This window comes from Agrobacterium sp. 22-221-1, from assembly GCF_053522445.1.
Genome location: NZ_JBNWCL010000001.1, coordinates 55533 through 80599 on the forward strand (window position 1 = coordinate 55533; position 25067 = coordinate 80599).

The 25067-nt window shown below is 59.7% G+C and carries 24 protein-coding genes and 1 tRNA gene; 13 read left to right on the forward strand and 12 right to left on the reverse strand.

The window, feature by feature from the left end:
• Positions 1 to 4: 4 nt before the first annotated feature.
• From ACQZ5N_RS00280 to ACQZ5N_RS00300, 5 genes are all read right to left on the reverse strand, one after another.
• Positions 5 to 979 carry a DUF2232 domain-containing protein gene (locus tag ACQZ5N_RS00280; RefSeq protein ID WP_080852341.1) on the reverse strand — a complete coding sequence of 325 codons (975 nt, stop codon included), beginning with the start codon at positions 977 to 979 and terminating at the stop codon, positions 5 to 7.
• 87 nt (positions 980 to 1066) lie between these two features.
• Positions 1067 to 1159: transfer RNA gene (locus tag ACQZ5N_RS00285), tRNA-Arg, on the reverse strand.
• A gap of 10 nt (positions 1160 to 1169) precedes the next feature.
• Positions 1170 to 1418 carry a 30S ribosomal protein S18 gene (rpsR, locus tag ACQZ5N_RS00290; protein WP_003502063.1) on the reverse strand — a complete coding sequence of 83 codons (249 nt, stop codon included), beginning with the start codon at positions 1416 to 1418 and terminating at the stop codon, positions 1170 to 1172.
• 16 nt (positions 1419 to 1434) lie between these two features.
• Positions 1435 to 1896 (reverse strand): 30S ribosomal protein S6, encoded by a 462-nt coding sequence (gene rpsF / locus ACQZ5N_RS00295; RefSeq protein WP_003520723.1) that lies wholly within the window; start codon positions 1894 to 1896, stop codon positions 1435 to 1437.
• 292 nt (positions 1897 to 2188) lie between these two features.
• Positions 2189 to 3232, reverse strand: a complete 1044-nt coding sequence (locus ACQZ5N_RS00300) for an aldo/keto reductase (RefSeq protein WP_448731768.1) — start codon at positions 3230 to 3232, stop codon at positions 2189 to 2191.
• A gap of 224 nt (positions 3233 to 3456) precedes the next feature.
• Here ACQZ5N_RS00300 and fabD point away from each other — a divergent pair, with 224 nt between their 5' ends.
• From fabD to vapC, 9 genes are all read left to right on the forward strand, one after another.
• The gene (fabD, locus tag ACQZ5N_RS00305) at positions 3457 to 4401 is read left to right on the forward strand and encodes an ACP S-malonyltransferase (RefSeq protein WP_020811982.1); all 945 of its coding nucleotides are present in this window, start codon (positions 3457 to 3459) and stop codon (positions 4399 to 4401) included.
• Between the two features lie 82 nt (positions 4402 to 4483).
• Entirely contained in the window at positions 4484 to 5221 is a 738-nt protein-coding gene (fabG, locus tag ACQZ5N_RS00310; protein WP_003520726.1) for a 3-oxoacyl-[acyl-carrier-protein] reductase, read from the forward strand.
• 350 nt (positions 5222 to 5571) lie between these two features.
• On the forward strand, positions 5572 to 5808 hold the full coding sequence (locus ACQZ5N_RS00315) for an acyl carrier protein (protein WP_003502080.1): 237 nt from the start codon (positions 5572 to 5574) through the stop codon (positions 5806 to 5808).
• A 248-nt stretch (positions 5809 to 6056) separates the two neighbouring features.
• On the forward strand, positions 6057 to 7319 hold the full coding sequence (fabF, locus tag ACQZ5N_RS00320; protein WP_003520727.1) for a beta-ketoacyl-ACP synthase II: 1263 nt from the start codon (positions 6057 to 6059) through the stop codon (positions 7317 to 7319).
• A gap of 329 nt (positions 7320 to 7648) precedes the next feature.
• A complete protein-coding gene (gene mltG / locus ACQZ5N_RS00325) occupies positions 7649 to 8869 on the forward strand; it encodes an endolytic transglycosylase MltG (RefSeq protein WP_020810689.1) in 1221 nt (406 codons plus the stop codon).
• A gap of 68 nt (positions 8870 to 8937) precedes the next feature.
• Positions 8938 to 9825, forward strand: a complete 888-nt coding sequence (locus ACQZ5N_RS00330) for a YicC/YloC family endoribonuclease (RefSeq protein WP_125145877.1) — start codon at positions 8938 to 8940, stop codon at positions 9823 to 9825.
• Between the two features lie 5 nt (positions 9826 to 9830).
• Positions 9831 to 10493 carry a guanylate kinase gene (gene gmk / locus ACQZ5N_RS00335; protein WP_003502089.1) on the forward strand — a complete coding sequence of 221 codons (663 nt, stop codon included), beginning with the start codon at positions 9831 to 9833 and terminating at the stop codon, positions 10491 to 10493.
• A gap of 93 nt (positions 10494 to 10586) precedes the next feature.
• The gene (vapB, locus tag ACQZ5N_RS00340) at positions 10587 to 10820 is read left to right on the forward strand and encodes a type II toxin-antitoxin system VapB family antitoxin (protein ID WP_031233980.1); all 234 of its coding nucleotides are present in this window, start codon (positions 10587 to 10589) and stop codon (positions 10818 to 10820) included.
• Positions 10820 to 11218 (forward strand): type II toxin-antitoxin system tRNA(fMet)-specific endonuclease VapC, encoded by a 399-nt coding sequence (vapC, locus tag ACQZ5N_RS00345; protein WP_448731769.1) that lies wholly within the window; start codon positions 10820 to 10822, stop codon positions 11216 to 11218. The genes vapB and vapC overlap by 1 nt, the downstream gene beginning before the upstream one ends.
• Before the next feature lie 16 nt (positions 11219 to 11234).
• On the opposite strand, the gene rsmA is transcribed toward vapC, so the two are convergent.
• The 6 genes from rsmA to ACQZ5N_RS00375 form a co-directional block, all read right to left on the reverse strand.
• A complete protein-coding gene (rsmA, locus tag ACQZ5N_RS00350; RefSeq protein ID WP_448731770.1) occupies positions 11235 to 12068 on the reverse strand; it encodes a 16S rRNA (adenine(1518)-N(6)/adenine(1519)-N(6))-dimethyltransferase RsmA in 834 nt (277 codons plus the stop codon).
• Complete coding sequence (pdxA, locus tag ACQZ5N_RS00355; protein WP_448731771.1) at positions 12068 to 13090, reverse strand: 4-hydroxythreonine-4-phosphate dehydrogenase PdxA; 1023 nt, start codon at positions 13088 to 13090, stop codon at positions 12068 to 12070. The genes rsmA and pdxA overlap by 1 nt, the downstream gene beginning before the upstream one ends.
• Positions 13091 to 13116: 26 nt before the next feature.
• On the reverse strand, positions 13117 to 14064 hold the full coding sequence (locus ACQZ5N_RS00360) for a SurA N-terminal domain-containing protein (protein ID WP_003520739.1): 948 nt from the start codon (positions 14062 to 14064) through the stop codon (positions 13117 to 13119).
• A gap of 297 nt (positions 14065 to 14361) precedes the next feature.
• Positions 14362 to 16743, reverse strand: coding sequence for an LPS-assembly protein LptD (locus tag ACQZ5N_RS00365; RefSeq protein ID WP_059752428.1), 2382 nt, complete (start codon positions 16741 to 16743; stop codon positions 14362 to 14364).
• A complete protein-coding gene (gene lptG / locus ACQZ5N_RS00370; RefSeq protein WP_035263022.1) occupies positions 16743 to 17831 on the reverse strand; it encodes an LPS export ABC transporter permease LptG in 1089 nt (362 codons plus the stop codon). The genes ACQZ5N_RS00365 and lptG overlap by 1 nt, the downstream gene beginning before the upstream one ends.
• Positions 17828 to 18997, reverse strand: coding sequence for an LptF/LptG family permease (locus tag ACQZ5N_RS00375; protein ID WP_035263025.1), 1170 nt, complete (start codon positions 18995 to 18997; stop codon positions 17828 to 17830). The genes lptG and ACQZ5N_RS00375 overlap by 4 nt, the downstream gene beginning before the upstream one ends.
• A gap of 298 nt (positions 18998 to 19295) precedes the next feature.
• Between ACQZ5N_RS00375 and ACQZ5N_RS00380 the strand changes: the two genes are divergently transcribed.
• The 3 genes from ACQZ5N_RS00380 (at position 19296) to ACQZ5N_RS00390 (ending at position 22497) form a co-directional block, all read left to right on the forward strand.
• Positions 19296 to 20789: a leucyl aminopeptidase gene (locus ACQZ5N_RS00380; protein WP_448732093.1), complete on the forward strand. Its 1494-nt coding sequence runs from the start codon at positions 19296 to 19298 to the stop codon at positions 20787 to 20789.
• 25 nt (positions 20790 to 20814) lie between these two features.
• Positions 20815 to 21264, forward strand: a complete 450-nt coding sequence (locus ACQZ5N_RS00385) for a DNA polymerase III subunit chi (RefSeq protein WP_003520745.1) — start codon at positions 20815 to 20817, stop codon at positions 21262 to 21264.
• 204 nt (positions 21265 to 21468) lie between these two features.
• A complete protein-coding gene (locus ACQZ5N_RS00390; protein WP_448732094.1) occupies positions 21469 to 22497 on the forward strand; it encodes a sensor domain-containing diguanylate cyclase in 1029 nt (342 codons plus the stop codon).
• A gap of 31 nt (positions 22498 to 22528) precedes the next feature.
• On the opposite strand, the gene ACQZ5N_RS00395 is transcribed toward ACQZ5N_RS00390, so the two are convergent.
• A complete protein-coding gene (locus ACQZ5N_RS00395; RefSeq protein WP_003520747.1) occupies positions 22529 to 23455 on the reverse strand; it encodes a Gfo/Idh/MocA family protein in 927 nt (308 codons plus the stop codon).
• Between the two features lie 309 nt (positions 23456 to 23764).
• On the opposite strand from ACQZ5N_RS00395, the gene ACQZ5N_RS00400 reads away from it, so the two are divergent.
• Positions 23765 to 24979, forward strand: a complete 1215-nt coding sequence (locus tag ACQZ5N_RS00400; protein ID WP_448731772.1) for a GGDEF domain-containing protein — start codon at positions 23765 to 23767, stop codon at positions 24977 to 24979.
• The last annotated feature ends 88 nt before the right edge of the window (positions 24980 to 25067 follow it).

The following is a 25067-nucleotide window of genomic DNA, read 5'->3' on the forward strand; positions in this document are numbered from 1 at the left end:
CTTTCTATGGTTTGGTTTCGTTCGTATTGTCGGTTTTCCGCGTCGGAGTAAGAGAGATCGTGCTGCGCACGTCGCTCAGGCCGAACACGAGAATGATGAACAGCGGAAAGACAAAGACCGCCGAGAGATAAGCGAGGATAAGAACCGGCAGCCGCCAGTCCTTGCCGCGGGCGCGTTTGTGCAACGAGGCGTAACCCGCCATCAGGAAGCCCGCGCCGAAGGTGCCGCAGATGACCGCGCCGACCATGGCCGCGACGCCGCCGAGGAACATGGCGACGATACCGGCCAGAAAAATGAAGATGGCGTTGCGGTGCATGCGCAGCGCGGAAGCGATATCCTCACGCGGGCGAAGGCCCTTGCCGAAGGAGCCGACCAGCCGGGTCGCGAAATAATAGGCCGCAAACAGCAGGATGACCCACAGGCCGCCCTGGACGATCGGCAGCATCAGCACCAGCAGCGATTTCGTCTGGGCGAGCGCCTCGGCATTGGGTTCGAACAGCGGCTCACGGTTCTGCACCGAGGTCATCATGATATCGACCATGCGGGCGACGAGATCGGGACCATAACCGATCATCCAGCCGAGAATGACGACGGCGATGGAGACCAGAATGCACAGGTGCAGGACGATGCCGGAGAGCGGATACCAGGCGAGAAGATCGTCCGGGCCGCCGAGTTCGGAAGCCGGGCGCGCCAGATTGGCGAGATGCGAAAGCCAGCCCGCCGGGATCAGCGTGAAGATCGCGATGGTCAGCGCAAACAGCGGCGACATGACGAGAGCGCCGATGATGGCCGTGGTGATGATAGCGACGATGGCGGCGCGATTGCCCCAGCCCATGCCTGCGATCAGGATCGGCATGGCGGAACCGGCATAGAGCAGGAAGGAAAAGGACGACTGTGCCGTTGCGCCAAGCGTCAAAAACGCGGCGCATATGCCGGCGAGAACGCCGGTGATCAGCACTGTCTGGTTCAACTTTTGCACTTCGCTGTCCTGCTGAAACGAAAGCAGTTAGAGGATCGCTCCCTGGAGCCTCATCCCCAACATGGGTTTTATGGTATCGATCCGCGCCCAACGCGGAAGGATTTGGAAACCTTCAACCTACTGCTTAGAAGGCAGTAGCTTCGGGAGGAAAAAGCGAGGCCGCGCCAAGACGCAGCCTCGCTTCAATTCATTACGCTACGACGTAAGGCAGCAGGCCGAGGAAGCGGGCGCGCTTGATCGCCTGGGCGAGTTCGCGCTGCTTCTTCTGGGAAACGGCCGTGATGCGGGACGGAACGATCTTGCCGCGCTCGGAAATGTAGCGCTGCAGGAGACGTACGTCCTTGTAGTCGATCTTCGGAGCGTTTGCGCCGGAGAAGGGGCACGTCTTGCGACGGCGGTGGAACGGGCGGCGTGCCTGGGAAGAGGATGCGTCAGCCATTGGTCAAAACTCCTTCTTATGCACGGTCTTCGCGCGGACGGCGCGGACGGTCTTCGCGGTCGCCGAAGCCACCTTCGCGCGGTGCGCGCGGGCCACGATCTTCACGCGGGCCACGGTCCGGACGGTCGCCATCGCGGCGCGGACGGTCGTCACGGTCGCGCTTCTGCATCATCGCGGACGGGCCTTCTTCGTGGGCTTCGACGGCGATGGTCATGTAGCGAAGAACGTCTTCGTTGATGCGCATCTGGCGCTCGACTTCATGGATGGCGGCCGCCGGAGCGTCGATGTCCATGAGAGCGTAGTGAGCCTTGCGGTTCTTCTTGATGCGGTAGGTGAGGGACTTCAGACCCCAGTTCTCGATGCGTCCGACTTTGCCGCCGAACGATTCGATAACGCCCTTGTACTGCTCGACAAGTGCGTCGACCTGCTGGGCAGAAATATCCTGCCGGGCAAGGAAGATGTGTTCGTAAAGAGCCATTTAAGCTTTGCCTTTCTTGCGTTTCGTCCTTCACCCGGCAACGGCGCTAAGCCTCAACGACTGCTCTTGGGTAAGGCGGTAAGGCCTTGAAGCAAGAAAAGCGTTGTTCGAGACGGTCGAGAGCGGAGACACGGGAGGCCGGAAAAACCTTATGGTTCCTGCTGTTCCGTTACCGGAACCAGCCCTCCGTTCAGCCACCAGCCAATTGGACCGGGTGTTGTGAACAGCGCGCTTATACGCAATTTTGCCCGGAATGCAAGGGCAAGCGGTGAAAAAGCGCGCTGTAAAGCCGTCAGATCGCCATCGGATATTGGCGATGGATCGCCGCAATCGCTTTTAGTACCTCTTCCGACAACGTCACATCCGCAGCCGCAATATCCACCTTCAACTGTTCGATCGTCGTCGCGCCGATGATGGCCGAGGCCATGAAGGGACGTGTCAGGCAGAAGGCGATGGCGAGCTTTGCCGGATCGATTCCATGCTTTGCGGCAAGCTCCAGATAGGCCTTGACCGGCGCTTCCTGGAGCGGCTGCAGGCGGCCGCCAAGGTCTCTGTTGATGGTGCCGCGCGATCCCGCCGGGCGCGCGCCGTTCTGGTATTTACCGGTGAGCAGACCCGCCGCCAGCGGCGAATAGGCGAGCAGGCCGACATCCTCGTGATGGGCGACTTCCGCCATATCGAGATCGAAGCTGCGATAGAGCAGGTTATATTCGTTCTGGATCGTGGCGACGCGCGGCAGGCCGTTGGCCTCGGCGATGTCGATATATTTCTGCGTGCCCCAGGCGCTTTCGTTGGAAAGGCCGATGGCGCGGATCTTGCCGGCCTTCACCAGTTCGCCGAGCGTTTCGAGCTTTTCGGTGATTTCGGCGAGCGTGCGCTGCTTTTCCTGACCGGAAGCATCGAAGCTCCAGACGCCGCGGAAATGATAGGTGCCGCGGTTCGGCCAGTGAATCTGGTAGAGGTCGATATAATCCGTCTTCAGGCGCTTGAGGCTGGTATCCACCGCCTCGCGGATGGCGGCGGCGTCGATATCGCGGCCGCCGCGAATATAATCGCGTCCCGAACCGGCGACCTTGGTGGCGAGCACGACCTGATCGCGCTTGCCGGTCTTTTCGAACCATGTGCCGATATAATCTTCCGTTCGGCCCTGGGTCTCGGCGGAAACGGGGGTGGTGGGGTAGAGTTCTGCCGTATCGAAGAAATTGACGCCGTTTTCGACGGCGTAATCCATCTGCGCATGCGCGTCGGCTTCGGTGTTCTGCGTGCCCCACGTCATCGTGCCGAGGCAGATTTCAGACACGGAGATATCCGTGCGGCCCAATAGTCTCTGTTTCATGGAAATGTCCCGGTGCTTGGCCAGATAGTTTGGAAGGTGGTGTGAAAGTAATGGGGAATTGCCGCAGTGCAAGAAAAAATATGATGAAAAGAAAGGGGAAAACAGGACGGCAAAACCCCTGACATGGGCCTGCCATGGGGCTTCAAGCCTTGACTTCGCTGGCGGGAATGTGAATGGAAGTCCGAAAGAATAAAGGCAAGGCCAGACAAGAAGGACGACATCCCATGGGTATTGCATTCACATTTCCCGGACAGGGAAGCCAGGCCGTCGGCATGGGCAAGGAGCTGGCGGATACCTATCCGGAAGCGCGCGCCGTGTTTCAGGAAGTCGACGAGGCGCTCGACCAGAAGCTTTCCGATATTATGTGGAACGGCCCGGAAGAGACGCTGACGCTGACCGCCAACGCCCAGCCGGCCCTCATGGCGGTGTCCATGGCGGTCATGCGGGTTCTCGAAGCGCGCGGTTTCAAACTGTCCGATACGGTTTCTTATGTCGCGGGCCACTCGCTCGGCGAATATTCGGCGCTCTGTGCCGCCGGCACCTTCTCGGTTGCCGATACCGCCCGTCTTCTGCGCATCCGCGGCAACGCCATGCAGGCCGCCGTGCCGGTGGGCGAGGGCGCCATGGCGGCGATCATCGGGCTTGAGCATGACGCCGTTTCGGCAATCTGCGAAGAGGCGGCCATTCTCGGCGTCTGCCAGATCGCCAACGACAATGGCGGCGGTCAGCTCGTCATCTCCGGCGGCAAGGCCGCCGTCGAAAAGGCTGCGGCGATCGCTTCCGAAAAGGGCGCCAAGCGCGCCATCATGCTGCCGGTTTCCGCCCCCTTCCACTCCGCGCTGATGGCGCCGGCGGCGGAAGCCATGCGCGAGGCGCTGGCGGCCGTCGAAAAGCACAACCCGGTCGTGCCGGTTATCGCCAATGTGCGCGCCGCCCCCGTTTCCGATGCCGATGAGATCGCCGCCCTGCTGGTCGAGCAGGTGACGGGTCAGGTGCGCTGGCGCGAGACGGTGGAATGGTTCGCCGCCAACAATGTCACGCAGCTGTATGAGATCGGCTCCGGCAAGGTGCTGACGGGCCTTGCCCGCCGCATCGACAAGACGGTGAACGGCGTTGCCGTCAACGGCGCTGCCGATATCGACCAGCTTCTTGCCACCCTCATCGGCTGAGACGGATACTCCGGCTGCCGCATTCATCGGGCGCAACTGCGCTGAACATTTTCAGTCCGAAGCTCTAAAGAAGGAATAGGACATGTTTGATCTGACAGGCCGCAAGGCTCTCGTAACCGGCGCGACCGGCGGCATCGGCGAAGAAATCGCCCGCCTTCTGCACAGCCAGGGCGCAACCGTCGGCCTGCACGGCACGCGCGTTGAAAAGCTCGAAGCGCTGGCGGCGGAACTTGGCGAGCGCGTCAAGATTTTCCCGGCTAACCTTGCCGACCGCGCCGAGGTGAAGGCGCTCGGCGAAAAGGCCGAAGCCGAGCTGGAAGGCGTCGATATCCTCGTCAACAATGCCGGCATCACCAAGGACGGCCTCTTCGTACGCATGAGCGACGAGGACTGGGACAATGTCATCGAAGTGAACCTGACGGCGATGTTCCGCCTGACGCGCGAACTGACGCATCCGATGATGCGCCGCCGTTTCGGCCGCATCATCAACATCACCTCCATCGTCGGCGTTACCGGTAATCCCGGCCAGGCCAACTATTGCGCTTCCAAGGCAGGCATGATCGGTTTTTCGAAGTCGCTGGCCCAGGAAATCGCCACGCGCAACGTCACCGTCAACTGCGTGGCGCCGGGCTTCATCGAAAGCGCCATGACCGGCAAGCTGAACGACAAGCAGAAAGACGCCATCATGGGCGCCATTCCCATGAAGCGCATGGGAACCGGTGCTGAGGTCGCATCGGCCGTTCTTTACCTCGCCTCCAACGAGGCGGGCTACATGACCGGCCAGACCCTGCACGTCAACGGCGGCATGGCGATGATCTGACGGCACTTAAGGCCGTCATGAAAAGGATTGCGGCGCTGTTTAAGCACCCTCTTGGGTAGCTGGCGCCGCAAGGCCCCGCCGACTGGTTTTCGGCGAAATTGCCTGTCATTCGCTGTGCTTAGCGCGTTTTCAGGCTTTTCGACCGATTGAAACCATGTTAAGCGGGCCAAGACTGTGAACAGTCGTCCCGGAGAGACAGGAAGCCGTTGCGATTTTGCGTGACGATGTCTAGCTTGGACCGGGTTGAACGGGTTTGCCAGCAGTGCCGGATTTGAACGGCGCATGAGGGCTTCTAACAGGGCAGGGTGCCGCAAGGCATTCCCTTCAAAATAAAGGTCGAGGAAACCGACATGAGCGATATCGCAGAACGCGTAAAGAAAATTGTAATTGATCATCTTGGCGTTGACGCCGACAAGGTTGTTGAAGGCGCCAGCTTCATTGACGATCTGGGCGCTGATTCGCTCGATACCGTTGAACTGGTCATGGCTTTCGAAGAAGAATTCGGCGTTGAAATCCCCGACGACGCAGCTGACTCGATCCTGACCGTCGGCGACGCCGTAAAGTTCATCGAGAAGGCCCAGGCCTGATCGACCTTGATGGGGGAGGTGCAATATCCTCCCGTCCTTGGCCCGGCTCGTCCGGGCCAATGTTTTATAGGCAGACGGTAACATGCCCCTGACGGTGCGTGTTCCGGGCAATGCATGGGGTCACGGGCCGGAAACGGCGCCCACAACCGTCATGCTGAGATTTGAAATACTGCAGCATCCGATGAACATCTCCTGATGTCCGGCGTTGCATGAAGACCGATGATTTGGATAAGGGCGGAGCATTGGCGATGAGGCGTGTCGTTATCACCGGTACCGGCATGGTATCTCCTCTTGGATGTGGGACGGAAGTGACCTGGGAGCGGCTGCTGGCCGGCCAGAACGGCGCCCGTCTCGTGACTGAATTCGAAGTCGAAGACCTTCCGGCAAAGATCGCCTGCCGTATTCCCGTGGGCGATGGTTCCAACGGCACCTTCAATGCCGATGACTGGATGGAACCCAAGGAACAGCGCAAGATCGATCCTTTCATCCTGTACGGCATGGCTGCCGCCGACATGGCGCTTGCCGACGCGGACTGGCATCCGGAAACGGACGAGGACCAGATCGCCACCGGCGTTCTGATCGGCTCCGGCATCGGCGGCCTTGAGGGCATTGTCGAGGCGGGCTATACGCTGCGCGACAAGGGCCCGCGGCGCATTTCTCCATTCTTCATTCCCGGCCGCCTGATCAACCTCGTCTCCGGCCAGGTTTCCATCCGCCACAAGCTGCGCGGACCGAACCATGCCGTGGTGACGGCCTGCTCGACCGGCGCGCACGCCATTGGCGACGCCGCCCGTCTGATCGCGCTCGGCGATGCCGACGTCATGGTCGCCGGTGGCGCCGAATCGCCGGTCTGCCGCATCGCGCTTGCCGGCTTCGCCGCCTGCAAGGCGCTCTCCACCCAGCACAATGACAATCCGGAAAAGGCCTCGCGCCCCTATGACCGCGACCGCGACGGTTTCGTCATGGGCGAAGGTGCGGGCATCGTCGTTCTGGAAGAGCTGGAACATGCCAAGGCGCGCGGTGCGAAGATTTATGCGGAAGTCGTCGGTTACGGCCTTTCGGGCGATGCCTATCACATCACCGCACCGTCCGAGGACGGTGAAGGCGCCTATCGCTGCATGTCGATGGCGCTGAAGCGTGCAGGTCTCACGCCTGACGATATCGACTACATCAACGCCCATGGCACCTCGACCATGGCCGATACGATCGAGCTTGGCGCGGTCGAGCGGCTTGTCGGCGAATCGGCTTCGAAGATTTCCATGTCTTCCACCAAGTCGGCCACCGGCCATCTTCTCGGCGCGGCGGGCGCTATCGAGGCGATCTTCGCGACGCTTGCGATCCGCGACAACATCGTTCCGCCGACGCTGAACCTCGACAATCCCGATGTGGAGACGAAGATCGATCTCGTGCCGCACAAGGCACGCAAGCGGCAGGTCGATGTGGCGCTCTCGAACTCCTTCGGCTTCGGCGGCACCAACGCCTCCCTCGTGCTGCGTCGTTACGAAGCATAATTGCGGCGGCGGCTCTGCCGCCGCTGGCGCCCTCCCACCGGGTGCTGACAAAGGACGTTCTTTCCTTTGAAGAACGCATTGCGGCTTGCGAAAGCCATTCCGGTTTTCGCGCCGATATTGTAGTCGTTTATGGGAAGCGTTTGCCGGTTCGGGGTGATTTCCGGCCGCAGGCTGCTTCCTCCATCGGCTTTGTCCGAAACGATGTTCGTGAAGCGGAATAGCAAGGCTTCACGATATCTCTATGTGGTGCAGGAAGACATTCCGAACCTGTTTTTGCCGCATTACCTGCGCAAAAAGCGCTGACAACGCCGAACTGAAAAGGACCGACGGTGAGCGACACGAACCAGAACAGCCAGGGACCATACGGACAAAACGGCGCGGGCGAAGGCAATCGCGGCCCGATCATTCCGAAATCCCCGACGGAAGCCCTGCGGCCGGAGAAAGTGCCGGCTCCGCCCAAGCGCTCCCGCAAGGCCCACGGCCAGCTTGTGATCTTTCTGAATTTTCTGATGACGCTCGCGGTTGCCGTCTGTGTGCTGGCCATTGCCGCTTTCTATTACATGATCGATGCGTTCCAGGAGCCCGGTCCGCTCCAGACGAACACACATTTCACGGTGCGCAACGGCGCCGGCATCATTGAGATCGCCAATAATCTCGAGCGTAACGAGGTCATCTCCAACGCCCGTGTCTTCCGCCTGATGACCGGCAGCTACCTGCAGAAGGACCAGACGCTGAAGGCCGGCGAATATGAGATCAAGGCCGGCGCATCGATGAAGGACATCATGATGCTGCTGGAGTCCGGCAAGTCGATCCTTTATTCGGTGTCGCTGCCGGAAGGTCTGACCGTGAAGCAGATGTTCGCGCGCCTTGGAGCGGATGAAGTGCTGGACGGCGAATTGCCTTCGGCCCTGCCGCCGGAAGGCAGTCTGCGCCCCGATACCTACCGCTTTACCCGCGGCACCAAGCGCGAAGAAATCATCAACCAGATGAGTGCGGCGCAGGACAAGCTGATCGACATGATCTGGGAACGGCGCGATCCCGACCTGCCGATCAAGACCGTCGAAGAATTCGTGACGCTTGCCTCGATTGTCGAGAAGGAAACCGGCAAGGATGATGAGCGCGCCCATGTCGCTTCCGTGTTCTACAACCGTCTGAAGAAGGGTATGCGCCTGCAATCCGACCCGACGATCATCTATGGCCTGTTCGGTGGCGACGGCAAACCGTCGGACCGCCCGATCTACCAGTCGGACCTGCAGAAGCAGACGCCGTTCAACACCTATGTCATCAAGGGCCTGCCGCCGTCGCCCATCGCCAATCCGGGCCGGGCGGCGCTTGAGGCCGTGGCCAATCCATGGCGCACGGATGACCTTTATTTCGTTGCCGATGGCACCGGCGGCCATGTGTTTGCGAAAACGCTTGAAGAGCATAACGCCAATGTGCGCCGCTGGCGCAAGATAGAGGCCGAAAAGGCGGCCTCCGGCGCCAATCCCGATGTTGTCGTGGATGGTCAGCCGGGCGGGGCCGAGGCGGAAAAGCCGGCCAACAATTGATAATTCTGACCGGGCCCTGCGATCTGCACGGGCCCGGTTTTGCACAGCATGACGGGGGGCTTCCAGATATGACATTGCAATCGATGACCGGCTTCGCACGCAGCGAAGGAACCTCCGGCCGTTACCGCTGGGCGTGGGAATTGCGTTCAGTAAATGGCAAGGGGCTCGATGTGCGCCTGCGTCTGCCGACCGGTCTTGAAGCGCTGGAAACGGCCCTGCGCGAAATCGCAGGCGAGCATCTTTCCCGCGGTAATATCCAGGCGGGTCTGACGCTGGCGATTGCGGAAAACCGGCTGGAGGCGGTGATTAACCGCGATGCTCTGGCGGCGGTTCTGGCGCTGAAGAAGGAGCTTGGCGATGTCGTGGAAGACAAGCCGCTGAGCTTCGACACGCTGCTCACACTGCGCGGGCTCGTCGATTTTCGCGAGGCGGAAGATGACGCGGAGGCGCAGGCCGCGCGCAACGGCGATGTGCTTGCCGGCTTCGCCGCCGCCGTCGAGAAGCTGAAGGATATGCGCGAGCGGGAAGGGGCGTCGCTGTTTGCGATCCTGTCCGGTCATATCAACCGGATCGAGCAACTCGCGGACATCATTGAAAACGATCCTTCCCGCCAGCCGGAACAGATTGCGGCACGGCTCGCCCAGCAGATCGCCCTCATTGGCGACGGCTTGCATGGTCTCGACCGTGACCGGCTGCATGCCGAGGCGGCGCTACTCGCCACCAAGGCGGATCTGCGCGAAGAGATCGACCGGCTGCACGCCCATGTTCAGGCGTCGCGGGAGCTTTTGGCCAATGGCGGGCCGGTAGGACGCAAGCTCGATTTTCTTGCACAGGAATTTAACCGCGAGTCGAATACAATCTGTTCCAAATCGAACGCCAGTGCGGTAACCGCAGCAGGCATAGAGCTGAAAGTGGTGATCGACCAGTTCCGCGAGCAGGTCCAAAATCTGGAGTAGACCCCATGGTCCCGGTGAATAATTCTCCCGTCACGATTGCCCGCAGAGGGTTGATGCTGGTGATTTCTTCGCCATCCGGCGCGGGCAAATCCACGATTGCGCGCAATCTGCTCGACAAGGACAAGAATATCGGCCTGTCCGTCAGCGTCACGACGCGTCCGCGCCGCCAGAGCGAGATTGACGGCATTCACTACCATTTCATTTCCAAGCGGGACTTCGAGCGCCTGCGGGATAGCGATGCGCTGCTGGAATGGGCTGAAGTTCACGGCAATTTTTACGGCACCCCGCGTGGGCCGGTGGAAGATGCCATGGCTGCCGGCCGCGACATGCTGTTCGATATCGACTGGCAGGGCGCCGAGCAGCTTCAGGACAAGATGAAGGCGGACGTCGTTTCGATCTTCATCCTGCCGCCGACCATGACCGAACTTCAATCGCGTCTGCATCGCCGCGCCGAAGACACCGAAGAGGTCATCAAGACCCGGCTCCTCAATTCCCGTGCCGAAATCGAGCACTGGCGCGACTATGACTACGTCATCCTCAATGACGACCTGCAGGCCGCCTTCGAAGCCGTCGAAGCCATCGTGAAGGCCGAACGCGTCCGCCGCGACCGCCGCCACGGCATGTTCGATTTCGTGCGGGCGTTGCTCGAGGAAGAGCCGAAGCTTTGATGGAAGGTAGCGTCTGGCTACCGGCCCCAAAATCTTGAAATCGAAGCGGTTAGGCGTTATGTATATCCCGGCAGGATATACGAGGCTCTGACAATGGCTACGTCAACGGTTTTTATAAGCAATCGCAGTCAAGCTGTAAGGCTACCGAAGGCCGTGGCTTTTCCTGATGACGTGCATAAGGTCGATGTTCTGAAAATCGGTCTCGCGCGTGTTATAGTGCCGCAAGGAAAGCGCTGGGACGATCTCTTTCTGACCGGCCCACGTGCAACGGATGATTTTCTTTCCGTTCGCGAAGAGCCTGCATTGGATGAGCGCGAGCCCTTCTGATGCTTACATATATGCTCGATACCAATATATGTATCTATGTGATGAAGACTTATCCTCCGGAGCTGCGGGAGAAATTCAACGCTCTGGCAGATCAACTGTGTATTTCGAGCATCACACTTGGCGAGCTTTATTATGGTGCTGAAAAATCCATCCGGCGCCAGGAAAACATCAACGCCATTGAAAATTTTACTGCGCGTTTGGACGTTCTGCCTTTCGCCGACAAAGGCGCCGCACATTACGGACAGATCAGGGCCGAACTTGCCAAGGCTGGAACGCCATGCGGCGTTCATGATATGCAGATTGGTGGTCACGCCCGTAGCGAGGGGCTGATCGTCGTAACCAATAATATGCGCGAATTCATTCGTATGCCGGGCTTGCGAGCCGAAAACTGGGTATAGGCTCAGAGCTTCGCATTTATCCCAGCGCGTTCGCCAAAGTGACGAATTCCTCCACCGACAGCGTCTCCGCTCGCCGTGTGGGATCGATCCCCGCTCTTTCCAGCAGCGTTTCGCCGCCAAGGCTTTTCACGCTCTGGCGCAGCATCTTGCGGCGTTGGCCGAAGGCGGCTTCCGTCACCTTTTCAAGCTTGGCGACATCGCAGGGTAGCGGCTTGTCCTTCGGCAGCAGGTGCACGACGGTGGAGGTTACTTTCGGCGGCGGGCTGAAGGCCTGTGGCGGAACGTCGAAGGCCATTTCGGCGACCGTGCGCCAGCCGGCGAGAACGCCCAGCCGGCCATAATGGTTGTCGCCTTCTTCGGCCACGATGCGCTGGCCGACTTCCTTCTGGAACATCAGCGTCATGGAGAGCCAGAAGGGTGGCCATTGTTTCGGCAGCAGCCAGTTGACCAGCAATTGCGTGCCGACATTGTAGGGCAGGTTGGCGATGATCCGCACCGGCTCGCCGACGGGAACCAGAGCCTCGAAATCGGTCTTGAGGGCGTCGCCCTCGATGACTTCGAGCCGTCCGGGATAATGCGCTTCGATTTCCGCCAGCGCCGGCAGGCAGCGGCTGTCGCGTTCGACGGCGATGATCTTTTTTGCCCCGAGCGAAAGAATGGCGCGGGTGAGGCCGCCGGGACCGGGGCCGACCTCTATCACCGTCACGCCGTCTAGCGGTCCTGCTGTCCTTGCGATCTTCTGGGTAAGGTTGAGGTCGAACAGGAAGTTCTGGCCGAGCGATTTCTTCGCGTCGAGCCCGTGGCGCTGGATGACATCGCGCAGCGGCGGTAGTCCGTCGATGGCCGCCATTATGCGTTGGCCCGGCTGCGGAGGGAAATGTCCGCCGCCATCTTCAGCGCCGCCACGAGGCTCGCCTCATTGGCTATGCCCTGGCCGGCAATGCCGAAGGCGGTGCCATGGTCGGGTGAGGTGCGGATGAAGGGCAGGCCGAGCGTGACATTGACGGAATCGTCGAAGCCGAGCGCCTTGGCCGGAATGAGCGCCTGATCGTGATACATGCACACTGCCACGTCATAACGCTTGCGGGCGGCATCGTGGAACATGGTGTCGGCGGGCAGGGGGCCGAAAGCATCGATCCCGTCCTTCCGCAACCGCATGGTCGCCGGGTGAACGATATCGCGATCCTCGGTGCCGAGTGCGCCATCTTCACCTGCGTGCGGGTTGAGGCCGGCAACCGCCAGACGCGGCGCCTCGATGCCGAATTTATGCCGGAGATCGGCATCGATGATCCGGCAGGTCGTGACGATCAGCTCTTCGGTGAGAGCGGCCGGCACGTCTTTCACGGGGATATGGATCGTCACCGGGACGACACGGACCTTGGGGCCGGCAATCATCATCACCGGGATGACTTGCTCGCCGGTCTGGCGCAGGGCGAGATCGGCGAGAAATTCCGTATGACCGGGGAAGCCGAAACCCGCCTCATAAAGCACCGATTTCGCGATCGGATTGGTGACGACGGCCGCAGCCTTGCCCTCGACCGTCAACGAAACGGCCGTCTCGATGGCCTTGATCGTCGCGTGTGCGGCTCCGACATGCGGCTGACCGGCCTGCACTTCGAAGCCGACGGGAAGGGAGAGGATGGGGAAGGCGTGTTCGAACAGGCCGACGGCGCTTTCCGCATCGCAGGTCTCGATATTGACCGGCACGCCGATCAGCGCCGCACGGCTCGCCACCACATCGGGGTCGCCGATGAAGATGAAGGGCGGCACGCCGTTCTCCCGGCGCTTAGCCCAGGTGGTGATGGCGATGTCGGGGCCGATACCGGCTGGATCTCCCTGTGTCAGGGCAAGCGGCAGGGATGCATATGTCACGGAAAGACCCGGCTCTCGTATCAATATCAGGTGTTGACGATCTGCGCCTTCTTGCGCAGCTCATCCATATATTTCTTTTCGTTCGGGTTTTCGCCGTCCTTGGCCTTCATCAGGTCTTCGGACTTGAACACCATTTCCGCCGCATAGTCGTCGGAAACCTGGCGCTGCTTGCAGATGGCCAGATATTCGACGCCCTTTTCGGTGACGCGGGTGCCGGTGGTGCCGCCTTCCTTGGTCTTCTCCACCAGCGCCTTCCAGTCTTCCGGCAGCTCTGGCGCCAGAATGCGGCCAAGGTCCTTGATCGCCACGTCGCGCATGGTTGCGGCGAAGCTCATGGCCTGGTCGCAGCCGGGATAACGCTTGCGCGAGGCTTCAGCCTCGGCCTTGCGCTTGCCGGTAATGGCGTTGCGTTTCGATTCCGGGATGACGAAGATGACCTGCTGCAGGAAATATTCCGTGGTGACGGGCTTGTCGCCGCGTTCCTTCAGTCGGGTAACGAGATCCTGCGTCGACATCTTGCCGCGTGCGCCATAACGGGCGTTGACGAGGCGCGGCCAGCTCATCTGAACGGCGATGAAGGCCTTGAAATGGTCGGCTCCGACACCCGCCTGCGCAAGCACCTTCGTCAATTGCTGCGGGGTCATCTTGTTGTTGCCGGCAAAGCGTGCGAAGGCCGCATCGACATCGTCGGTGCTGACCGACATCTTAACGCGGCCGATTTCCTCGCGCTTCAGTGCTTCATCGACAAGCTGCTCGCGCGCCTTTTCATTGAGATTACCGGACTGGCGCTGCAGCTTGAGGAAGGCGACGCGCTTGGCAATATCGTCATTGGTGATGGGTGTCTTGTTGACGACGATCTTGACGGTGCTATCGGCGAAGGCCTGGCCGGCATAGGGCACAACAGCCATGGGAACGGCGAATATCGCAAAGGCGAAAGCAGCGCCACGCAAAGCCGTCTTTCCGAAATTCATCATATCCTTCTCCCTTTCGTCGGGCAGGGTCCTGTTGCCCTGTCCCGCCAATCTGTTCTGCCTGATGAGGGGAATATTGAACTCTCCCGCTTTTCAGACCTGCAACTGTGCATCCGCACCGCGAATTTGCCACGTATATATCATCGCGATCCGCAAGACGGCAATGTGTCGGTTTGTTGAAAGAAAACCCGATAGGTTCCATGCGCGGCCGACATTGGCGTGTTGTTGCGGCGAAACCGTGGCTTTACTGGCCAAATGGTAAAAAGGCAGGTCACGATGCTGCGTAACCTGCCTCTAAACTCAGTAGTTGTTTGGCTTCCAGCCGATATCCATGTCGCTCCAGTCCTCATTGGCTGAGCCGACACTGACATCGCCGAGCGTACGGAAGGCCAGACGGGCATTGATCGACCAGTCATTGGCGGCCTGGCGGCTGGAATTGATATTGCCTTCGTCGGAATAGCTGACCGTCAGGATCGTGCACTCATCCTGATAGGCAATGCCGATGCGGCGTTCGGCGGCAAACTTCCCGTTCAGATCGTAATTGATCGAACCGAACAGCGACCAATTGTCGTCCATGCGCAGCGAACCGGACGCCTGGATGATATCGCGGTCTTCGTTATAGCCGTATTTCGGCTGTGCCTTGACCTGCGTATAGCTGAGCTTGCCGGTAAGGCGACGGTCCGAATAGCTGATGCCCGTTTCCGAGCGGTTGATGTCGAAATCGTCCTTGTCGAGACGCAGGCTCGACGACAGCGAAAGTCCGATCGGCGCATCGAAAGCGGCCATGGCGACGTAATCCGAACGGTCGGATTCGAGGCCCGAATTGGCGCCTGCATTGACGAGATCGTAGGAGGCGAAGGAATTCTCGCCCGCCAGATGGAAGGACTGGCCGGCAATGGCGCGAACGCCGTAGCCGTTGTCGAACGTACCGTTATAACGGAAGCCGATATTGGCGCGCGTGCCGCCTTCGATCCGGTCGTAACCGGAGAATTTGTCGCGTTCGAACAGATTGGTCGCGTCGAAGACGAATGCCTGTGCATCCTCGTTCGGAAGGCGGCCGGCATATTGTTCGTTCGGGCGCACGAAAATCTGTGCAATGGGCTCGATCACATGGCTGCTGTTGAGCGCGGTGAACAGCCAGGGATAACGCACTTCCAGGCCACCGGTGACCATGCCGCGGAAAGCCGCGCCGTCATGCATCATGCCCTCATAGGCATAGGAGGTCCCGCCCGAGGTGAAGGCCGCAGGAGACATGTCCGTCCAGAGCGCGTCACCGCGCGCGGCGAATATCGGCGTGATCTGCAGGCCGCTATCCATCGTGAAGGTGCGCTTCCACTCGGCTTCGGTGGAAAGGCGCGTATAGTCGCCCTCAAGCCCGCTGAAACGCGGATAACCGCCGAGCGCGTAAGCATCCTGCTTCAGGCGCGTGATGCTCGTCAGGTTGGTGGTCAGCGAAAGTTCGCCGCCATAAACCGGATCCGGCACGAAATAACGGTAGTCGACGACCGGATGAACGATCGCCTGTTTGCGTTCCTTGGTTTCGGTGTTGTCCGTATCCTGAACGTTGAAATAATAACCGCGGGCTTCGAAGCTGTTACGCTCACTCGCACCGGTCAGATAGATCTGGTTGGTCTGAACGTCGTTTTTATAACCCTTCAGCCCATAGGTGCGCGAAAAGTTATTGTCGGTCTGCACCATGGCATCCCAGCCGAAAGCCCAGCGCGGGTTGATCGAGAAATCACCCTTACTTGCGATCATGCCGCGATTGTCGTTGAGGGCGTCGCTGGTACCGGCCGTGAAGGTTTCGGATTTCTGCTGGCTGATGCCCGCGATCGTGACCGTGTGCATGCCGGTTTCGAAGCGCTGGCGCAATTCCGCCTGCAGCAGCAGACCCTGCGTCGTGTAATAGGTCGGCGTGACGGTCACGTCCGAGGTGTCGGACAGGACGTGGAAATAGGGGACACCGATACCGAAACCGAGATTGTCGGTAATGCTCATCTGCGGGAACAGGAAGCCGGATTTACGCTTCACCGTATTGTCCGGAACCGTAAGGAACGGCAGATAGGCGATCGAATGGCCGAAAAGCTGCAGGCGGGCCTTTTCCAAGCGCACCGTATGGGTCTTGCCGTCCTGAACGACGCGCTCGGCCTTGACCTGCCACAGCGGCGCCTTTTCGGGCCGCTCGGCGCAGGGCAGACACGCGGTGTAGACACCGTTGTTGAGCACCATCAGGTCGCCTTCGAGGCGCTCGGCGCTTTCACCGGCGATACGGGTATTGTCCGTGGTCTCGACGCGCAGCGCATTGACGAAGCCCTGACCGAAATCGTCGGTCACGTCCATCTCGTCGGCATAGATCTTGTTGCCGCCCGGCTCGATCAGCTCGATATTGCCATGGGCGATCACACGGCCGGTCTGCTGGTTATATTCCACTTGCTGGGCCACCATGCGGTAGCCCGAATATTTCATGCGAACCACGCCCTTCGCGATCACGCGCTGGGAATCGCGATTATAGGTCAGTTCATTTGCTGTAAGCAGGAGTTTCGAATCGTCTTGGCTTGCCGACGCAAGCAAACCATCCTGGCCGAAAGCGACCGGGCTGGATGCCAAATACGCGCACACAGCGGCACCTGTCAGAAGGGCCGTCCAAAGCCGCCTGATATTCCCGCGGTCATATACCGCCACTAGCCGTCCTCCTGATGAAGCAGAATGGTTGCCCCCAAAGCCAACGCCACGATGACTGGAACCCAGACCGCGACGGTGGGAGGGACAACGCCACCACTCCCGAATGCCCTTACGAGCACGGTTACTACATAAAGCACGAAGCCGGAAACGATTCCACCCAGAATCACGGAGCGCGATTGGGCGAAGCGGCTGAACTTTAATGAAACGGTCGCGGCGATCAAGGTCATCGCAACCAGAAGCAGGGGCGTCGATAGCAGGAAATGATACTGCGTCTCAAGCGCCTTCGAAGATAGTCCAAAGGACTTTGCAACTTCGATCTTGTGAGAAAGGTCAAAGAAAGCAACGGTTTCCGTCTGCGTCATGCGCTCCTGGACGAATTCCCGTCTCAGATTGGTACTGATCCGCGTGCTTTCTTGCCGAACTGGCACATGCCCGGCGCGGGTTTCCGAAACGCCGTTAAGAAGCCAGTAACCATCTTCCAATTTAGCCGACTTCGCATCCTTACGCGAGACGATGTTTCCGTCCTTGTCGATGTCGATCAGAACCACGTCGAGAAGCAGCGTTCCATTGTCCTCGAAGCTCTTGGCGCCGATGATCGTATCCTGGCCGCCGCTTGCCTGGCGCATCCACGGAATGATCTCCTGCTGGCGACCGCCGCCCGCTTCGTTGCGCAGGCCGGCTTCCATCGCCAGCGACTTGTTCTGGCCCCATGCCGCGATGGGGTTCAGGATGGTGACCGACAGGATGCCGATGAAAACCGCGCCGAGCACGAAGGGAAGGATGAACTGCCAGGCGGAAATGCCGGCGGCGCGCGTCACCACCAGTTCGTAACGCCGGTTGAGCGAGATCAGCGTCGTCATGCCGACGAAAAGCGCGATGAAGGGCACGGTCTGCTGCAGGATCAGCGGCAGACGAAGCGCCGTCAGGCCAAGGGCGGCCGGAACGGAATAGCCGGGCAGGCCGGACATGCGCCGTGCCGTTTCGCTGAAGTCGGCAAGGTAAATGATCGAGGATACGCCGAGCACGAACCAGATGGCGGTGATCAGATATCGCTTCAGGAAATACCGGGAGAGCGTGTTGAAAATCATGCGTTGCCGCTCCCAGAGCTTTTCGCCATCCGGCTGGAGAAGAGACGGCGCAGACGACCCATCGCATCGGCGATGATTTTCGGCATTTTCGGCTTGCGGCCGGTCAGCAGAATGAAGGCGGCGGCGCCGCCGCTGAGGCCCGGAACGGCATAGACCAGCGGAATGAAAGCCGCGCTCTGCTTGATCTGATTGGTGACGTAAAAACCAAGCCACCGCAGCATGAAGGCCGTCACCAGTGCGGCCACCATCGGATGCAGGCGCGCTTCGCGGTGAGAACGGGCATCGGCGGCGATGACCAGCGAAATCAGCGCGAAGGAGAAGGCGAACATCCAGTCCGACAGGCGCTTGTGCAGCTCGCTGCGGAAGGCTTCCGGCGAGCGCTTGTAGCTCGCATTGTTCTCGTCGGGCGAAAGAAGGAAACCGAGGCTGGCATCGCCCGGAGAGAGCGACGGCTCGGAATCCTGCTTTTCCGACATGGTCGAAAGGTCGAAGGCATAGGACAGGAACTTGACGATCGAGACCTTGCCGTCCGGCGTCTTCTGCTGCACTTCGCCGTCGCGCATGGTCAGCGACGTGCCGCTTTCATCGATCATGCCTTCCTTGGCATAATAGATGAGATCGAAATTCGGATCGCGGCGGTCGGCGACGAACAGGCCCTTGAGGATGCGGCCCTGCCGCTGGGCGATCTGCACGTAAAGACCGTCCTGAATGGTGCGGAAAGTCTTTTCTTCGATCACCGAGGACAGAAGGTCGGCATAGGCGGCGGCCACCATCTGCCGGGCGGAGCTGCGGGCGGGCGGCTCGATGAAATTGGTGATGGTGAAGGAAAACGCGCTCAGAATGGCGGCCAGAATGAGAACCGGGCGATACATGATCGACCGGGGCGATCCCGCCGCATCGATGATGGCAAGCTCGGAATCGTTGTTCATCGTCGTGAAGATCTGGGTGATGCCGATCACCAGCGCGAAAGGCAGGACGACCGGGATCAGCGTCGGCAGGATCATCGTCGCGAGCGCCATGAAGGAACCCATCGACTGGCCGGTATCGGTGACGAGATTGATTCTCTGGAGAACCTGGATGGTCCAGATGATGGCCAGCACCGGCAACAGCGCGACCAGAAACATCTGCGTTGTCCGCCGCAGGATATAGTTCTCGAGAAGCTTCATACGGCCCTGTTCGACATTGTTTTTCCGTGCGATCGCTCGCCGAATTTCCGCCTATCTAATCGCATCGTTTGCAATTGGCTATTCCGGCGTGCTCACAAATATGTTTTGCGCGATGATTTTTCCATCGCCTGTGTCTTTTTGTGGAACAAGCTGTCGGTTTCATGACGCGATTTCGCATTCCACAAAAATGCCTTTCCTTTAACGACTGTAGGCCTTTAAAGAATGCGGGGTTGCGCCCGGGGCCGAAAAGGCCATGATCATGCGCATCGTGCAAGTCGTAGAAGAAGAGCAGGAAAACATGTCCGCCAAATTCGATATTTCTTTCGCCAATTCCGCCGCGCTTGAAAACGCGCTCGCCGTTGTGCTGCAGGCCTCGGGTGAGGCTCAGGCCGTTGCCGGCGCCTCCGAGGCCGATCCGGGCGGTGTGATCGAAAGGGCGGCGAAGATTTCGGGCTTTTCCGCAAAGTCCATGACGACGCTCGACGTGATCGCGCCGCAGGGTTCCGCCGCCGACCGGCTGCTCGTCATCGGCCTCGGCAAGCCCTCGAAGCTGGTCGCCCATGACTGGCTGCGCGCCGGCGGCACCGCCGCCGCCAGTTTCAAGAAGGCGGATAAGGTCGTCATCTATCTCGATGCGCCGGGCGTAGAGGTCGGTGCGCCGGCTGCTGCGGATTTCGCGCTTGGCCTGCTGCTGCGCGCCTATAGCTTCGATGCCTACAAGACCAAGAAAAAGTCCGACGAAGAGAAGACGCCGAAGAAGGTGGAGATCGTCATCGTCACGGCCGCCCATCAGGAAGCGGAAAAGGCTTTTGCCGTCTCCGAGGCCGTTGCGGGCGGTGTTACCCTGGCGCGCGATCTCGTCAACCTGCCGCCGAACGCTCTCGGTCCCGTCGAATTTGCCGAGAGGGCGGAGGAGCTGCGCAAGCTCGGCGTCGAGGTGGAAGTCCTCGGCGAGAAAGAGCTGAAGAAGCTCGGCATGAATGCGCTTCTCGGTGTGGCGCAGGGGTCGGCGCGTCCGCCCAGACTTGCGGTGATGCAGTGGAACGGCGGCAACAAGAAGGATGAACCGATTGCCTTCGTCGGCAAGGGCGTCGTTTTCGATACCGGCGGCATTTCGCTGAAGCCCGGCCTCAATATGGAGGATATGAAGGGCGACATGGGCGGGGCCGCCGCCGTGACCGGCCTGATGCATGCGCTGGCCGCCCGCAAGGCCAAGGCGAATGTGATCGGCGTCATCGGCCTTGTGGAAAACATGCCTGACGGCAATGCCCAGCGTCCGGGCGATATCGTCACCTCCATGTCCGGCCAGACCATCGAGATCATCAATACCGATGCCGAAGGCCGGCTGGTTCTGGCCGATGCGCTCTGGTACACCAAGGATCGCTTCAACCCGAAATTCATGGTGAACCTCGCCACGCTGACGGGCGCGATCACGGTGGCGCTCGGCAATCTTCAGGCCGGTCTTTTTTCCAATGACGACGAGCTTGCAGCGCGCCTCACGCAGGCGGGCGATGTGACGGCCGAAAAACTGTGGCGCATGCCGCTCGGCAAGGATTACGACAAGATCATCGATTCCAAATTCGCCGACATGAAGAACAGCTCGGGCCGTCTGGCGGGTTCCGTCACGGCCGCGCAGTTCCTCAAGCGTTTCGTGGGTGAAACCTCCTGGGCGCATCTCGATATCGCCGGCACCGCCATGGGTTCGCCGCTGACCGAGATCAACCAGTCATGGGGATCGGGCTACGGCGTCAGGCTGCTGAACGAACTCGTTCGTGCCCATTACGAAGATTGAAACGAGCGGAGCGGCACGTCTGCGGATGACTGAAATTCTGTTTTACCATCTGACGGAATCGAAGCTGGAGGATGCGTTGCCGCCCTTGCTCGAGAAATCGCTGGAACGCGGCTGGAAAGTCGCGATCCAGACGGTGGGCGAAGAGCGCCGTGATTTCCTCGACACGCATCTGTGGACCTTTCGTGACGACAGTTTCCTGCCACACGCCACCGATACTTCGCCCGCACCGCAAAATCAGCCGATTCTCCTGACGGCGTCCGACGAGAACGCCAACGCGGCAAGTGTCCGCTTTCTCGTCGATGGTGCCGAGCCGCCGGCGGTGGAAGCCTATGAACGTATCGTGTTCATGTTCGACGGATACGATGCCTACCAGCTCGAAATGGCGCGGAATCACTGGAAAAGGCTGAAAACAGAGGGGCATTCCCTGACCTACTGGCAGCAGTCGCCTGAAGGCCGCTGGCAGAAGAAGGCCTGATCGCACCGCCGATTGGGCGTCCCCACGATTGGTTCCATACGCAAACAGACCGGCAAAAATTCGCACGTGGCGTCAATTGCCGGTTTTTGCATTATGCGCCCGAAGGAAACGTAGCGGAATGGCTTCCGCTTCGAGCGAGGCGGCTGGTTTGACCTGCTCTGCCTCGGGCGGCTTCCTGTAACGCAACAGCAGAAGGACATGAGTATGGGACAGGCGATATCGCGACCGGAGGGAGAAACCGAGCGTCTGGTTGCGGTGCGGTCGATCATGTCTTTCAAGAATGCCGCGATGCCGGAGCTAAAAGTGCTGTCGCAACTGGGGCAGGGGGTTTTTGGCGTGGCGCGTGCGGCGGTCAATATTGTCGATGAGGATTGGCTTCATATCGCCGAGCAGGCCGGAATGGAACTGTCGGAATGCCCGCGCGATCTGTCGATCTGCAATCGCGTCATCGCCAAGCAGGATGTGGTGGTGATTTCCGATCTGACCGAGCATCCGCATTTCCGCTTCATGTCCTATGTCAAAGGGGGGCCGGAGCTGCGTTCCTATGCGGGTGCGCCGATCGAACTTGAGCCCGGTCTTGTTGTTGGCGCCTTTTGTCTGGTCGATACGGTGCCGAGAAATTTTTCCCGCATCGAAATCGACAATCTCAGACACTTCGCGTTGCTGGCGGCTGCATTGCTGCGGCTTCAAAAAGCCAATTTCACCATGAGTCTGGCCGAACGCGAATTGCGTGATGCGGCGATGACCGATCCGCTGACCGGTTTTTATAATCGCAAGGCGCTGGAGGCGATTGTCGATGGCCAGCTCGGCGCGGCCCTGCGTGCAAACGAGGCCTTCGGTGTCCTCTATCTTGATCTGGACGGTTTCAAGACCATCAACGACACGTTCGGCCATCCTGCCGGCGACCGCGTTCTGACCGCCGCCGCCGGACGTATCCGCAAGGCAATCCGCAAGCAGGACATCGTCGTGCGCATGGGCGGCGATGAATTCGCGATCTTTATACCGCGGCCCCACGCTCCCGATGTCATGAACGGGTTGGCGGACCGGCTTCTTGCCGCTTTCCGGAACCCCTTTGACGTGGACGGGCAGGAGGTGGACGCCCGCCTCAGCATCGGCGGCGCGCTTGCTCCGCAGGCGGGTGCAGACCGGGCAACACTGCTATGCAGCGTCGACGAAGCGCTGTATCAGGCCAAAAAATCAGGGCGCGACCGTTTCGTCAGCCGCGCCCTTTGAGGCATTGTCCTTCGGAAAGCGTTTCGGCTTCTCAGTCGTAGAAGGAATCCACGAATTTGTGGCGGCCGAGCAGGAAGGCGTCGGCCACGTGGGTCAGCGGCGCGAGGTCGACATCGGAGCGGCCTGCCTTGATGATTTCCGAGAAACGCTCGTAAAGGGCCGGATATTCCCGCTCCGGCTGGGAGAGTTTTTCTTCGCCGTTGATCGAGAGTTTTGCGCCGCCTTCCGAAAGCACCATCCGTCCCGCCGCCGTTTCGGCAACGATATCCCAGCTCTGCTTTCCGGTCTGGCGCCAGTCGAATTCGGCATGGACGGGCGTTTTCGTCACATCGGAAAAATGCAGGTCGGCGGCGATCGGGGCGTCGCGGTTTTCCGGAAATTCGAGCGTCGCCTTGGTCAGGAACAGGGCGCGCGGCAGGATATGGGTGATGATCGAAAGCGCGTTGATGCCGGGGTCGAACACGCCAAGACCGCCCGCCTGCCAGATCCAGGCCTGGTTCGGGTGCCAGTGGCGCACATCCTCTTTCCAGATGACATGCACGCTGTCGATTTTGGTGGAGGCCAGGAACGCCTTCGCAGCCTCGACCGCCGGGGCATAACGCGAATGCCAGCTTGCAAACAGCGAAAGGCCCTTCGAATCCGCCAGCCGGACGAGATCCTGCACTTCCGAAAGGGTGGCGCCCGGCGGCTTTTCGAGGAAAACGTGTTTGCCGGCATTCAGCGCCGCGTAAGCCGCTTCGTAACGATATTGCGGGGGCATGCACAGCGACACCGCATCGATATCGGGCACAGCCTCCAGCATGGCCTCGATGGTGCCATAGGAAGCGACGCCGTCCACGGTACCGTGGCGGCTTGCGGTGCAGATCAATTCAAAATCCGGATTGCCTGCAATGGCGGGAAGATGCTGGTCGCGAACGATTTTGCCGACGCCGACGATGGCAAGCTTGGTGGCTGACATGAAGTGGAACCCGTGTGAGTGCTGCATGGGATAAAGTGTGATTTTTACAAGTTTTTAGCAGAAACGCTCGAAGGAGCAAGGTGATCGTTTCCACGCGGCACGTCTTTTTTCAAGCGGTAACGTCATAACAAATTTCGACATGTGTATTCTTTGATGATGTAATATTCGATGATTACAAATATTTTTCCGTAATTTAAAGTGTTATTTTTCTCTATTGAGTGGTTTTAATATTGATTTTTTGAGTTATATTCTGAGAATATCCATAATAATTTTAGATTTCGCTTGAGTAGATTTTTGAAGAGCGGGTGCGTGGTGATTTTACTTGAAGATGACCGTTCGTCCGGCTTCGTTCGCAAAGTCAATGAAAGCAGCCGTCAATTCAATACATATGGATTGATTTTCGGCGCCATCCTCTACAATCTGTACGTGTTTGTAGACATGAATCTGGTGCCGGAGATCATCTGGCTGGATTTGACGGTCCGTCTGCTTGTCATCACGCCGCTTCTGTTTCTTTATTTTCCAGCCCGGTATTATGCGCTCAGGGCGCGCGCCGATGCCGTGGCGCATGAGGTCCTGCACGGGCTGGGCTGCATGTTGGTCGTGGCGTCACTGATGTACATATATGCCAGTGCGAAGACCGCCTCGGCGAGCGAATATTACATGGGCATCGTCACCGTCGTCCTCTACATGAATACGATACACCGCAAGCCGTTTCCGCTCGCTGTCCTCGGAACGGTCGGCTGCATGGCGGTTTTCATCGGTGGCATGCAATATGTCGCCGTGACGAGCGAAGTAGCCAGAATACCGGCCATCATGTGCTCGGTCGGGATCAGCGCCGTCTCGCTGTTTGCGGCCTATCGCATCGAGCAGGTGGAAAGGCGGGATTATCTCGCCTCGTTGCGTGAAAAGACGCTGCTGCAGCGGATCCAGAACGCAAATCACGAGCTTCAGCAGCTTTCCAATACCGACCAGCTCACCGGCATTCGCAACCGCCGCAGCTTTGACGAGGCGGCGAGCGAGGCTTCGGGCGGCAGCGGCCGGCCCCGCGCGCTCATCTTAATCGATGTCGATTATTTCAAGAACTATAATGACTCGGAGGGCCATCTGGCTGGCGACGATTGCCTGCGCAGGATCGCCGGCAGGTTGCGCGGCGGCTTGCGGAAGGACGATGGCGACAGAAGTTTCGTCGCACGCTATGGTGGGGAAGAATTTGTGGTTCTGCTCGACAATTGCGTCGTTTCCGCCGCGCTCGCCATCGGCGAAAGGCTCAGATTGGCCGTGATCGACGAGGCCATACCCCATCTCAACCGTCCCGACGGGCGGGAAATCGTCACGGTCAGCCTCGGCATTGCCGTTTCCGGTGACGGCAGGGAAATCATATACGAGATGGTGAACCGGGCCGATATGGCGCTTTACGAGGCGAAGCGTCAGGGACGCGACCGGCTGGTGCTCGCCTCCGGGAATATGGCGACGATTATCGGACCAGCGGAGCTTTGCGGCGTCGAAGCCGCGATATCGGCTTAGGGCCCTGAAAGTTGAGCGATGTGTTATAAATTCTGTCCTGCACGAAGCAGGATTTGTGAAGGCCATGTGCCGGAATGCCGGCGCCAGA

Excerpts from the sequence above, each read along its gene's own strand:
- rpsR (WP_003502063.1), bottom strand. The coding sequence starts at position 1,418 with ATGGCTGACGCATCCTCTTCCCAGGCACGCCGCCCGTTCCACCGCCGT.
- rpsF (WP_003520723.1), bottom strand. The coding sequence starts at position 1,896 with ATGGCTCTTTACGAACACATCTTCCTTGCCCGGCAGGATATTTCTGCC.
- ACQZ5N_RS00300 (WP_448731768.1), bottom strand. The coding sequence starts at position 3,232 with ATGAAACAGAGACTATTGGGCCGCACGGATATCTCCGTGTCTGAAATC.
- fabD (WP_020811982.1), top strand. The coding sequence starts at position 3,457 with ATGGGTATTGCATTCACATTTCCCGGACAGGGAAGCCAGGCCGTCGGC.
- fabG (WP_003520726.1), top strand. The coding sequence starts at position 4,484 with ATGTTTGATCTGACAGGCCGCAAGGCTCTCGTAACCGGCGCGACCGGC.
- ACQZ5N_RS00315 (WP_003502080.1), top strand. The coding sequence starts at position 5,572 with ATGAGCGATATCGCAGAACGCGTAAAGAAAATTGTAATTGATCATCTT.
- fabF (WP_003520727.1), top strand. The coding sequence starts at position 6,057 with ATGAGGCGTGTCGTTATCACCGGTACCGGCATGGTATCTCCTCTTGGA.
- ACQZ5N_RS00330 (WP_125145877.1), top strand. The coding sequence starts at position 8,938 with ATGACATTGCAATCGATGACCGGCTTCGCACGCAGCGAAGGAACCTCC.
- gmk (WP_003502089.1), top strand. The coding sequence starts at position 9,831 with ATGGTCCCGGTGAATAATTCTCCCGTCACGATTGCCCGCAGAGGGTTG.
- vapB (WP_031233980.1), top strand. The coding sequence starts at position 10,587 with ATGGCTACGTCAACGGTTTTTATAAGCAATCGCAGTCAAGCTGTAAGG.
- vapC (WP_448731769.1), top strand. The coding sequence starts at position 10,820 with ATGCTTACATATATGCTCGATACCAATATATGTATCTATGTGATGAAG.
- rsmA (WP_448731770.1), bottom strand. The coding sequence starts at position 12,068 with ATGGCGGCCATCGACGGACTACCGCCGCTGCGCGATGTCATCCAGCGC.
- ACQZ5N_RS00360 (WP_003520739.1), bottom strand. The coding sequence starts at position 14,064 with ATGATGAATTTCGGAAAGACGGCTTTGCGTGGCGCTGCTTTCGCCTTT.
- lptG (WP_035263022.1), bottom strand. The coding sequence starts at position 17,831 with ATGATTTTCAACACGCTCTCCCGGTATTTCCTGAAGCGATATCTGATC.
- ACQZ5N_RS00375 (WP_035263025.1), bottom strand. The coding sequence starts at position 18,997 with ATGAAGCTTCTCGAGAACTATATCCTGCGGCGGACAACGCAGATGTTT.
- ACQZ5N_RS00380 (WP_448732093.1), top strand. The coding sequence starts at position 19,296 with ATGTCCGCCAAATTCGATATTTCTTTCGCCAATTCCGCCGCGCTTGAA.
- ACQZ5N_RS00385 (WP_003520745.1), top strand. The coding sequence starts at position 20,815 with ATGACTGAAATTCTGTTTTACCATCTGACGGAATCGAAGCTGGAGGAT.
- ACQZ5N_RS00390 (WP_448732094.1), top strand. The coding sequence starts at position 21,469 with ATGGGACAGGCGATATCGCGACCGGAGGGAGAAACCGAGCGTCTGGTT.
- ACQZ5N_RS00395 (WP_003520747.1), bottom strand. The coding sequence starts at position 23,455 with ATGTCAGCCACCAAGCTTGCCATCGTCGGCGTCGGCAAAATCGTTCGC.